The organism is Bradyrhizobium sp. LHD-71 (assembly GCF_031157255.1).
Taxonomy (GTDB): Bacteria; Pseudomonadota; Alphaproteobacteria; order Rhizobiales; family Xanthobacteraceae; genus P52-10.
Genome location: NZ_JAVIFX010000052.1, coordinates 24386 through 34616, shown reverse-complemented (window position 1 = coordinate 34616; position 10231 = coordinate 24386). Strand labels below are relative to the sequence as shown.

The 10231-nt window shown below is 61.3% G+C and carries 11 protein-coding genes; 5 read left to right on the top strand and 6 right to left on the bottom strand.

Going from position 1 to position 10231, the window contains the following annotated elements:
* The first annotated feature begins 157 nt into the window (after positions 1–157).
* Together RCO31_RS33805 and RCO31_RS33800 are read left to right on the top strand one after the other, a co-directional pair.
* A complete protein-coding gene (locus tag RCO31_RS33805) occupies positions 158–1261 on the top strand; it encodes a CaiB/BaiF CoA-transferase family protein (RefSeq protein WP_308972786.1) in 1104 nt (367 codons plus the stop codon).
* A 151-nt stretch (positions 1262–1412) separates the two neighbouring features.
* Entirely contained in the window at positions 1413–2774 is a 1362-nt protein-coding gene (locus RCO31_RS33800; protein ID WP_308972785.1) for an LLM class flavin-dependent oxidoreductase, read from the top strand.
* Positions 2775–2835: 61 nt separating this feature from the next.
* Here RCO31_RS33800 and RCO31_RS33795 read toward each other — a convergent pair whose 3' ends face one another.
* The 3 genes from RCO31_RS33795 to RCO31_RS33785 all read right to left on the bottom strand — a co-directional run bounded on the left by RCO31_RS33795 (position 2836) and on the right by RCO31_RS33785 (position 5348).
* Positions 2836–3474: an NIPSNAP family protein gene (locus tag RCO31_RS33795; protein WP_308972784.1), complete on the bottom strand. Its 639-nt coding sequence runs from the start codon at positions 3472–3474 to the stop codon at positions 2836–2838.
* A 126-nt stretch (positions 3475–3600) separates the two neighbouring features.
* On the bottom strand, positions 3601–4428 hold the full coding sequence (locus tag RCO31_RS33790; protein ID WP_308972783.1) for an SDR family NAD(P)-dependent oxidoreductase: 828 nt from the start codon (positions 4426–4428) through the stop codon (positions 3601–3603).
* Positions 4429–4430: 2 nt separating this feature from the next.
* Positions 4431–5348: an enoyl-CoA hydratase/isomerase family protein gene (locus RCO31_RS33785; RefSeq protein ID WP_308972782.1), complete on the bottom strand. Its 918-nt coding sequence runs from the start codon at positions 5346–5348 to the stop codon at positions 4431–4433.
* Positions 5349–5484: 136 nt separating this feature from the next.
* Here RCO31_RS33785 and RCO31_RS33780 point away from each other — a divergent pair, with 136 nt between their 5' ends.
* Complete coding sequence (locus tag RCO31_RS33780) at positions 5485–6417, top strand: fumarylacetoacetate hydrolase family protein (protein ID WP_308972781.1); 933 nt, start codon at positions 5485–5487, stop codon at positions 6415–6417.
* Between the two features lie 235 nt (positions 6418–6652).
* On the top strand, positions 6653–8077 hold the full coding sequence (locus RCO31_RS33775) for an APC family permease (RefSeq protein WP_308972780.1): 1425 nt from the start codon (positions 6653–6655) through the stop codon (positions 8075–8077).
* A 171-nt stretch (positions 8078–8248) separates the two neighbouring features.
* Here RCO31_RS33775 and RCO31_RS33770 read toward each other — a convergent pair whose 3' ends face one another.
* Entirely contained in the window at positions 8249–8428 is a 180-nt protein-coding gene (locus RCO31_RS33770; RefSeq protein ID WP_308972779.1) for a hypothetical protein, read from the bottom strand.
* Positions 8429–8755: 327 nt separating this feature from the next.
* Between RCO31_RS33770 and RCO31_RS33765 the strand changes: the two genes are divergently transcribed.
* Complete coding sequence (locus tag RCO31_RS33765) at positions 8756–8965, top strand: hypothetical protein (protein WP_308972778.1); 210 nt, start codon at positions 8756–8758, stop codon at positions 8963–8965.
* Positions 8966–8990: 25 nt separating this feature from the next.
* On the opposite strand, the gene RCO31_RS33760 is transcribed toward RCO31_RS33765, so the two are convergent.
* Both RCO31_RS33760 and RCO31_RS33755 read right to left on the bottom strand, forming a co-directional pair.
* Positions 8991–9863, bottom strand: coding sequence for an alpha/beta hydrolase (locus tag RCO31_RS33760; protein ID WP_308972777.1), 873 nt, complete (start codon positions 9861–9863; stop codon positions 8991–8993).
* Complete coding sequence (locus RCO31_RS33755) at positions 9860–10228, bottom strand: hypothetical protein (RefSeq protein WP_308972776.1); 369 nt, start codon at positions 10226–10228, stop codon at positions 9860–9862. The genes RCO31_RS33760 and RCO31_RS33755 overlap by 4 nt, the downstream gene beginning before the upstream one ends.
* Between the last annotated feature and the right edge of the window lie 3 nt (positions 10229–10231).

Below are 10231 nucleotides of genomic sequence, written 5' to 3'. Positions count from 1 at the left end.
GCGAATTTCTGATCCATAAACGACACTAGAATCATAAACTTGCTAGTGTCCTGATCGAATCCGAAGTTCGCTCTGAGCTCGCTGCAAAGTACGGCGAACTTCGGATTCGGGACACTAGCCCGTTCACCGGTGACAAGATCGCACGGAGCAGGATCGAATGGGACCGTTGGAAGGTATCAAGGTTGTCGAGTTCGCCGGCATCGGCCCGGGTCCGTTCTGCTGCATGCTGTTGAGCGACATGGGAGCCGACGTGGTGCGGATCGACCGCACCGAGCCAGCCGATCTCGGTACGCCGACCGAGCCGAAGTTCAACCTGCTCAGTCGCGGACGCCGTTCGATCGCGCTTGACCTGAAGAAGCCGGAAGACATCAAGATTGCGAAGGCGCTGGTCGAGAAAGCCGATGCGCTGGTCGAGGGGTTTCGCCCCGGCGTCATGGAACGGCTCGGGCTGGGGCCGGATGAGTGTCTCAAGGTCAACCCGCGGCTGGTCTACGGACGCATGACGGGTTGGGGGCAGGAGGGGCCGCTCGCTTCCGCGGCGGGTCACGATATCAACTACATCTCGCTGGTTGGCGCGCTGCATGCGATCGGTCAGAAGAACGGACCGCCGGTGCCGCCGCTCAACCTCGTCGGCGATTTCGGCGGCGGCGCGCTCTATCTCGCGTTCGGACTTGTCTGCGGACTGCTCGAGGCGAAAAAATCGGGCAATGGGCAGGTGGTCGACGCGGCCATGGTCGACGGTGCGGCGTCGCTGATCACCAGCGTCTTCGGTGCGACAGCGTCCGGTGCGTGGGTCAATGCCCGCGGTTCGAATTTCGTCGACGGCGGCGCGCACTTCTACGGCGTCTACGAGACGAAGGACGGAAAGTACATCTCGATCGCATCGATCGAAACGCGGTTCTACAATGAACTGCTCGAACGCCTCGACTTGAAGGATGCGATTGCGACGAAGCAGCGCGACCGCGCCGGCTGGGATGTGGCAAAGCAGAAACTGGTTGCGCTGTTCAAGACCAAGACCCGCGACGAGTGGTGCGAAGTCCTGGAAGGAACCGACGTCTGCTTCGCGCCAGTGCTTGATGTGAAGGAGGCGATGCAGCATCCACACAACAGGGCGCGCGGCACCTTCATCGAGGTGGCCGGCATTCCGCAGCCGGGGCCGGCGCCGCGCTTCTCCCGCACGAAGCCGGTCGTCAGCCGACCGCCCTCACGACCGGGTGAGCACACGGACGATGTTTTGTCGTCCTGGGGCGTCTCGCGGTAGCGGTCGCGCGCCGTCATTGCAAAAGATCGTCCGGCGCTCGCGTCGGTGCGTCATGCGGACTTGACCCGCGCGTCCATCTGAAGAAGGAATTCTTGAGAGACGGACCGCCGGGGCAGCCCGGTCATGACGATCGAACGCGAGGATGAAGCACATGCCGCGCGAAATTCATCTGAACGCCTTCGATATGAACTGCGTCGGCCATATCCAGCACGGACTCTGGACCCATCCGCGCGACCAGTCGTGCCGGTTCAACGAACTGAAATATTGGCTCAACTATGCGAGGAGGCTGGAGGCCGGACTGTTCGACGGGATTTTCCTCGCCGATGTGGTCGGCGTCTACGACGTCTATGGTAGAAGTGCTGATGCAGCTTTGCGCGGTGCGGTTCAGGTGCCGGTCAATGATCCTATGCTGATCGTTCCGGCCATGGCCGCGGTGACGGCCAATCTCGGCTTCGGCGTGACCTGCAATCTCGTCTATGAGCAACCGTTCCTGTTCGCGCGGCGGATGTCCACGCTCGACCACCTGACGGGCGGCCGCATCGCGTGGAACATCGTCACCGGCTACCTCGATAGTGCTGCCCGCGCGAACGGCCTTGCCGAACAGGCCAGGCATGACGACCGCTACGACCTCGCCGACGAGTACATGTCACTCGTCTATAAGCTCTGGGAAGGTAGCTGGGACGATGGCGCGGTGCTGCAGGACAGGGCCGCAGGCGTCTATGCCGATCCGTCGAAAGTGCGGGCGATCCATCATCGCGGCGCGCAATATCAGGTAGATGCGATGCATCTCTGCGCGCCTTCACCGCAGCGCACGCCTGTTCTTTATCAGGCAGGTTCATCCGCGCGTGGCCGCCGCTTCGCCGCTAGCCATGCCGAATGTGTCTTCGTGAACGGACAGCAGAAGGAAGGCGTCAGGCGAATTGTCGACGATATCCGTGCCCAGGCGGTGCAGCTTGGCCGTCGGGCTTGTGACGTCAAGGCATTCCTGGGCGGGACTTTGGTCCTCGGCAGAACCGAGAAGGAAGCCAAAGAGAAATTCGAGGACTATCGCCGTTATGCGAGCTCGGAAGCGGCGCTCGTTCATGCGGCAGCGTCACTCGGCATCGACTTTGCGAAGTATGATCTCGATGAACCCGTCGATACAGGCAAAAGTCAGGCGATCGTCTCGAACATCGAAGCCGTCACGCGCAGCGCTGGTCCTCAGTGGACACGCCGCAAGCTGCTCGAGCAGATGGTGCTCGGCAGCCGGCAGGCGCCACTGATCGGTACGCCGGCAAGCGTCGCAGATACCCTCATCGACTGGTGCGAGGACACCGGCGTCGACGGCTTCAACCTCTCGCGGACGGTCGTGCCCGAGTGCATCGACGACGTCATCGACCTGCTTGTGCCGGTCTTGCAGGAGCGTGGCGTCTACAAGACGGCATATCGCCAGGGCACCTATCGCGAGAAGCTGTTCGGACACGCGCGGCTGCCGCCGTCGCACGTGGCCGCGCAATATCGGAGCGCTTCCTGATCGTCTTTGCGAGCGACCGCCGTTCGAGGAACGGCGTCGCGTCGCGCCTAAATGACGGGGGTCATTTCAGCGGTGAATGCGGCGCGGGCAGCATGATGGTTGAGCCCATCTCTTCCAGCAGCGGCGAGCCCTTGGCGAGGAATTCCTGCCATCCCGGATCTTTCATGGCGTTGCCACGGGCAACCGCACGGGCGTTAAGGTCCGGATAGGCCCAGATATGACAGATCTCGTTCGGCTGGCCGGCCTCGGTCTGCCAGAGCCCGACGATCTTCGAATACTTCTCGCGATGGGTCAGCGCGGCGGTGAACAGGTCGAGCCACTGCTTGGCGGCGCCGCCGGTCTTGGCGCGATAGTAGCGTAATTCGTAGATGTTGCCGCCGGTCGGCGGCGCGACCGGCGCCCGTACGGCATTGAGCAGGCGGATGTCCTGGCGCACGAGCAAGGGGCGGATCAAAGGTATGTATTCGTTGTTCCAGCGCGGGTTCTTCGCCAGTTCGGCGCGCAAGCGTGCGCGCTCGTTCAGGTCACTGTAGCTCCACAAATGCATGACCTGATTGAGCGGGCCGATCTCAGTCGACCAGTAGCCTTCGAGCTTGCCGTACTCGTCCTTGCGGATGTCGCGCGATACCGTGCTCGCGGCCTTGACCATGTCGCCAATGGTGCCGGGCTTCACGGTGTAGGTTCTCAGTTCGTAGATCATGGCGTTTCCTTAAGTCCCGATCGTCTGCCCAAAACGGTCATTGCCGAACTTGCATGGCAATCCATCGCCTTGGATTGATTGTTGTTCCGATGGGTGCGCGGGTCAAGCCCGCCGCATGGCATCGTGTTACTGCATGAAAGGGCCGGTCAACTGTTGGCTCAGGTTGCGCAGTTTCTTGCGGGCAGCCGCATCGTAAGCTTGCGCATCGGCGCGTGCCTCCCTCAAGCCGTTGAAGAACAGGCCGCTTCGTCCCTCCATGTCGTCGCCGGTGGCGAGATGGAGGATCGCCGCGCCACCTTCCTCGACCGTGCTCATTGGCCTGACGCCGGCAGAACGAACCATGGTCGTATTCATATAGGTGGCAGGGTGCAGCGAGTTGACAGTTACGCCTGTTCCTTTCAGTTCTTCCGCGAGGTCGATCGTAAACATGATCTGCGACAGCTTGCTTTGCGAATATGCGCGCACACCGTCATAGCCCTTGGTCAGCATGACGTCGTTGAAATCGAGCGGTGCCTGTCCGAGCGAGGCGACATTGACGATGCGGGAGGGCGCGGCGGCTTTGATGATCGGCAACAGCAGATAGGCCAGCAGGAAGCCGGACAGATAATTCACGGCAAACCGCAGTTCGTGCCCGTCGGCACTGACGCGGCGTTCCGCGCCCATGTTGCGCGTGCCGATTCCGGCATTGCTGATGAAGATATCGAGGCGCCTGTGATCGGCTTTGATGCTGTCGGCCAATTCTCGCGTTTCGGCGAGCGACGACAGATCGGCCTGATAGAAGCGCGCCGTGCCTTGGCCCGCGCGCTTGATCTTATCAACAACGTCGGCTCCGCGCGCGCCGTCACGGCCGTGAATCAGAAGATTGGCGCCCTGGGCCGCCAGTTGCGATGCCACATAGCGGCCGACCCCGTCCGTCGAACCGGTGATCAGCACGGTCTTGCCGGCAACATCCATCCTTAGAACTCCCCGCTGCGATAGGCTTCATCCAGCTTCGCCTTCTTTTCATCTGTCGGCTCCTCCCAGGGCTCGCCGCGCTTTCGAAGCGTGCCGGTGAAGTTTGGTGGACGCTTCTCGTTGAAGGCCTGGCGGCCCTCGTGGCCGTCCATTGTCACCTGGATCAGCAGCGAATTGATGAGGTTCTGGATGTGCCACGCCTGATCTGTTGGCAGATCGCCGAACCGGACCACGAACTCCTTCATCATGCGCAGTGCGACGGGCGGCATCTTGACGATCTGCCGGGCGATTTTTTCCGCGCGCTCCATCAGCTGCGGGTGCGGGACCACCTCGTTGATCAGACCGATGCGCAAGGCCTCACCGGCATCGACGGGCTCGTCGGTAAGCAGCATCTTCATGGCGTCGATGTAGCGAAGCTGCTTGATCAGGAGGCTTGCGCCGGGTCCATGACCCAGCCAGCCCTGGCTCGTCAGCGCGAACTTGAAACGGGCATGCTCTTCGCTGGCGATGCGGATGTCCGTCGAAGCCAGGAGAACGTACAGGCCGGCGCCGGCCGCCCAGCCATTGACCGCTGCGATCACAGGCTTCCAGACCCGGGGATAGTGATCACCCATGCGCCCGTCGACGCCGGTTTTCTGACCGTGCACGGTGCCGGCGAGCGGCCAGAAGATGCGCTGTGTGCGCAGATACTCGCGATCGTCCTCGGTCAGATCGGGCCACGGGGCGAGATTGTGTCCGCCGCAGAAATGACGATTGCCTTCGCCCGTCAGGATCGCGCAGCGGATGTCCCGATCCTCCCAGAGATCGGTCCAGGCCTCCGAGATCGCGTCCGAGGTCGGCTTGTCGAGGATGTTGGCCTTATCGGGATTGGCAAGGGTGATGTAGGCGACGCCGTCGCGCTTTTCATATGTGATGGTCAAGGCCGTTTCCTCGAAATGAACGCTATTGATTGGCCCGAGACGATGCGCGGACCGCGCCATCGCATCGGGTGTTGCCGCATGATGCTACTTCCATGCTAGCATATCCTGCTCCCCAATCCGCGATGGATGCTCCCTCATGAAACTGATGTTCTTCAACGACTTTCGTTTCGGCGTGGTTCGCGGCGATGACGTGGTCGACGTGACCTCGACCGTCCAGTCCGTTCCGCATGCCGGACCGCATGATCTGATCGCCGGCGTGATCGAGCAGTTCGACACCTTGCGGCCGCGGATCGAGGACGCGGCGAAAGCCGGCAAGGGTGTGCCGGTCGGCAGCGTGCAGATTCGTCCGCCGCTGCCACGACCCCGCAACATCGCCTGCATGGCAGTGAACTATATGGAGGACGGCACGCGCAGCGAGCCCGCGCCGATCAACGCCTTTACGAAATCACCGAACGCCATTATCGGCCCCGGCGACACGATGGTGCTGCCGGATGCTCCGGCGACTGTGTTCGAGGGCGAGGCCGAACTGGCCGTCGTGATCGGCAAGCGCGCGAAGAATGTGAAAGCTGCCGATGCCATGGCTCACGTGTTCGGCTACGTGAATTTCATCGACGGCTCGGCGCGCGGCCTGCCGCCTGCAGGCAATGTGTTCTTCCAGATGAAATCGCGCGACACGTTTGCGCCGATCGGCCCGTACATCGCCACCGCCGACGAGATTGCAGACCCGCACAAGCTGCAGGTGAAGCTCTGGAACAACGGCACGCTGATGCAGAATTTCAACACCGATGACATGGCGCACAGAATTCCGCGCTGCATCGAATGGGTCAGCGCGATCCATACCCTCGATCCCGGCGACATACTTGCGACCGGCACCAACCATCGTGGCCTGAACGCGTTTCAGGGCGGCGACCAGATCGAGCTCGAAACCGAAGGCCTGGGCCGGCTGACGATCAAGGTGAGCGATCCGCTGCGGCGCTCCTGGTCGCGCGAGACGAGGCTCGAGCGCGCCAACAAGGGGCTGGAGGGCCTGACGCCGCAGCTCACCGGCAAATACGCACGAGTTGCCTGAAGCGTATTCCGTTCAGGTTGAACGAAATGCGCTCCAGATTCTTTAATGGTCGTATTTTCTTGCGGAAAGCCGGTGTTCACCGGTTCGGAAAATGCTCTGCATTGGATTGAAAGTGAGTGCGGATGGAACCGTCCGCGCTCGCTATCCACACCGCAAGACACTTCTATTGCAAAACAGATTGGCACGGAGGCCCGAAAGCCAATAGGCTGCTCCTGCAAATAGAGGGGACCGTGCGATGACCGATCTCTCCTTGAACGCTGCGACGCCTGCAGCACCGGCAGCCGAAGCCGAGCCGAGCCTGAAGCGGGTCCTGGGCCCTTGGTTGCTCCTGCTCTTTATTATCGGCGATATTCTCGGCACCGGCATCTACGCGCTCACCGGCCAGGTCGCTAATCAGGTGGGCGGTGTTGTCTGGCTGCCATTTCTGGTCGCCTTCATGGTCGCGCTGATCACTGCCTTCAGCTATCTCGAGCTCGTCACCAAGTACCCCCGGGCTGCCGGCGCCGCCCTTTACACGCACAAGGCGTTCGGTATCCACTTCATCACCTTCATCGTTGCCTTCGCGGTGATGTGCTCCGGCATCACTTCGGCCTCGACGGCGTCGCGCGCATTTTCAGCGAACATGTCGAGTGCGTTCGGCCTGAACTTTTCGACCTTCGGCATCACTATCACCGGTCTCGTCTTCATGGCTCTCGTCGCCGCCGTAAATCTGCGTGGCGTGGGCGAAAGCGTGAAGACGAACGTCGTGCTCACCTGCATCGAGCTGACCGGCCTGTTGATCATCATCTTCATCGGCTTGTGGGCGATTGGTGCCGGCCAGGGCGACGTCTCCCGTGCCATGCAATTCAAGGCGAGTGACACCGGGCTGTTCTGGCCGGTGATCGCTGCGACCACGCTCGCCTTCTTTGCGATGGTCGGCTTCGAGGATTCGGTCAATATGGCCGAGGAGTGTAAAAACCCGACCGGCGATTTTCCCAAGGTGCTGCTCGCGGGCCTGCTTATCACCGCCGCAATCTATGTGCTGGTTTCGATTTCATCGATCACCCTGGTTCCGCCGGAGCAGCTCGGTGAAGGCGAGACGCCGCTCCTGAAAGTGGTGCAGGCTGGCGCGCCGAATTTCCCGATCTGGATTTTCGGCTTCATCACCATGTTCGCGGTCGCCAACACCGCCCTCATCAACATGCTGATGGCAAGCAGGCTGGTGTATGGGATGAGCCGCGAGCACGTGCTGCCGCCGGTGCTCGGCAAGGTGCATGTGACGCGACGGACGCCCTATGTCGCCATCGCCTTTACGACGCTGCTGGCGTTCGCGTTGATCACTTTCGTAGGTGAGGTGCCGGCGCTGGGCGGAACGACGGCGCTGTTGCTGCTCTGTGTCTTCACCGTCGTCAATGTCGCAGTGCTGGTACTGCGGAAGGACCGTGTCGAGCATGCCCATTTCCGCACGCCGACATTTCTGCCAATCCTCGGCGCGTTGTCGTGTGCATTCCTCGCGGGGCCTTGGACGGGGCGGGCGATGATTCAATACCGAGTTGCCGGCGTGCTGATCGCGGTCGGCATCGTGCTCTGGGTGATCACGATGCTGGTCAATCGCTCACTCGGCGTCAAACCCGATGAGCCTGAGATGGCAACGATGGGCGGTAAGGGGCCGGTGAACTAGTAGATCGTGATGAGATTAAGTTGGCAGCATCACTGCTAACATCTCAATGGGTCCCTGCGAAAACAGGGACCCATGACCACAGCGTTTATTGTCATCTGCTGGTGTTAAGCGCCTTCTGTCCCTACTGAAGATGAGGCGCGGATTTCATCAACCGTCAAGCTTTAGCCGTCCTTAGCAGGACGCCGTCCATCCGTCGGGGAAGGGGAAAAACGGCCACGGGCCGTCGTTGTCGTTGGCCGCAGCGGGAACGACCAGGAGGTCATCGTCCTCGGTCAGAAAATCGTCGACAGGCGCGATTTTCATCGCGGTCCCGACCGCGGCCAGAAGCCGGTTGTACTCTGCCTCACCCATGACGTCCTCTTGTTTCCCGGACGCCACCTTGACAGGCAAGGTTTGTCGTAAGGTTCAGCGGATTGCTAAAATTTGAGCGTTCTACTTTTTGAACGCAGCAACTCCTTGTTTATCAACACGCATCCGAACCCGGAGTTCCCGAGAAAGCGCGCGCCCAGGTCCAGGCCGACGACGGGCAGCAACCGCCGGTGGATGATCACTGGGCATCAGCTCGCCTCGCGTCGACGCTTGAACCGGCACCGCCGAGCAGTCGACCAACGGTACATCGTGCCCGATACGGGCCTTCTTCCTGCACGATGCGCGCGGGAGTTTCGGGAGCTGATGATAATGAGGGCGTCGTCGGTTAGTGCCGTGATGTGCGTACTGGGCCTTCTGTTGACGACGGCGATCACAACGCGCACCGCAGCCAGGACGAAGCTGAACCAGGACCGGCTGGTGGTCGACAAGCCATTTATCTTCGCACTGCGCGACAAGATCAGCGGACTGGTGCTGGTGTCCGGCTATGTCGGCAGCATCACCGCCGAGGCAACGCAGTAGCCGGCTCCTTTTTCCGGTGTGAAGTCTACGCAGCGGTCGAGCGCTGTTTACTTGCAGTCTTGATGCGGTCCAGCACCGGCAGCAGGTATTCGAGGAAGTTTTTCGGATCTTCGCTCATGGGAAAATGCCCCATGCCCTTCATGATTGTCGCATCAGCACCCTTGACATTGCGCGCGATGGCCATCGTGTCCTCGGGTGTGCAGGAGTAGTCGTATTCGCCGGAGAGGAGAAAGAGCGGGCACCTCGTCGTATCGATCTTCGCCACGCGGTCGCGCACGTCGCCATCGCGGGTGTAGAAATGCAGGTCGCCCTTGAAGACACCAGGCCCGCCCTGCATGTAGTGCCACTGGGTTTCCCATCGTTCCGCGGACGGCGAGTTCGGCCCGATCAACCCGGAAATCAGCGCACCGCAGACTTCGCCGCCGTGCACGTCGGGGCGATGCAGATAGCTGAGGTCATAGTAGGGCTCCGCATGTGCGCCGGCCTGCAGGCCGACGATGGCGCGGAATTTTTCCGGATGATCGAGTGCAAGATGCAGCACGATGCGGCCGCCGATCGAGCAGCCCATCACAACCGGGCGATCTAGTTCGAGTGCGGTCATCACATCGAGGATCATCGCCACATAATCGCGTGAAGTGAGCTTGTATTCCTCCTCGTGCCAGCCGGCCGGCGGCGATGACTTGCCGTGCCATGGCATGTCAAAGGCGATGACTCGAAAATTGTCGGTGACGCGCGGGTCGTTCATGATACCGCGATACTGGCGGCCGTCGGAGCCGGCGGTGTGCAGGCACAGCAGGGGGATACCCTGGCCCGCTTCCTCGACATAGAGTCGGTGCGGACGGCCGAGCATGTCAAGATGCAGGTAGCGGCCGACGATGGGTTCGTAGCGCGGTGTCATGCAGAAACCTCGCTGGTGCGGAGCTGTGCCAGCACCTCCTTGAAATAGCGCAGGTGCGTCATGAACAGCTTGATATCCCCTTCGACCTTCAGGTGCCGGAATTTCGTGAGTGCGATCAGGTCGTGGAAGCCGGGTTTTGGCACGCGCTGCCAGAACTCGCTCCAGGCTTCACGCGATGCGCGCAAGGCAAAGGCGTGATCGACCAGCGGCAGGCCTTCGCGCGCGACCGATGCGATGCGGCCGCGATCGATGGTGACGAGCCAGCCTTCGGAACCGACCTGCAGCAGGAAGGTCGTGTTGAGATATTGTCCGCGGCGAACAAGCGCCGCATTCGCGTTCACCCTCTCCGCCAAGTGCTCGATCATTGC

What these genes read in the sequence shown, in the direction of transcription:
- RCO31_RS33790 (WP_308972783.1), bottom strand. Translation starts at nt 4,428, where the DNA reads ATGGATGTTGCCGGCAAGACCGTGCTGATCACCGGTTCGACGGACGGG.
- RCO31_RS33775 (WP_308972780.1), top strand. Translation starts at nt 6,653, where the DNA reads ATGACCGATCTCTCCTTGAACGCTGCGACGCCTGCAGCACCGGCAGCC.
- RCO31_RS33765 (WP_308972778.1), top strand. Translation starts at nt 8,756, where the DNA reads ATGAGGGCGTCGTCGGTTAGTGCCGTGATGTGCGTACTGGGCCTTCTG.
- RCO31_RS33795 (WP_308972784.1), bottom strand. Translation starts at nt 3,474, where the DNA reads ATGATCTACGAACTGAGAACCTACACCGTGAAGCCCGGCACCATTGGC.
- RCO31_RS33805 (WP_308972786.1), top strand. Translation starts at nt 158, where the DNA reads ATGGGACCGTTGGAAGGTATCAAGGTTGTCGAGTTCGCCGGCATCGGC.
- RCO31_RS33760 (WP_308972777.1), bottom strand. Translation starts at nt 9,863, where the DNA reads ATGACACCGCGCTACGAACCCATCGTCGGCCGCTACCTGCATCTTGAC.
- RCO31_RS33770 (WP_308972779.1), bottom strand. Translation starts at nt 8,428, where the DNA reads ATGGGTGAGGCAGAGTACAACCGGCTTCTGGCCGCGGTCGGGACCGCG.
- RCO31_RS33800 (WP_308972785.1), top strand. Translation starts at nt 1,413, where the DNA reads ATGCCGCGCGAAATTCATCTGAACGCCTTCGATATGAACTGCGTCGGC.
- RCO31_RS33780 (WP_308972781.1), top strand. Translation starts at nt 5,485, where the DNA reads ATGAAACTGATGTTCTTCAACGACTTTCGTTTCGGCGTGGTTCGCGGC.
- RCO31_RS33755 (WP_308972776.1), bottom strand. Translation starts at nt 10,228, where the DNA reads ATGATCGAGCACTTGGCGGAGAGGGTGAACGCGAATGCGGCGCTTGTT.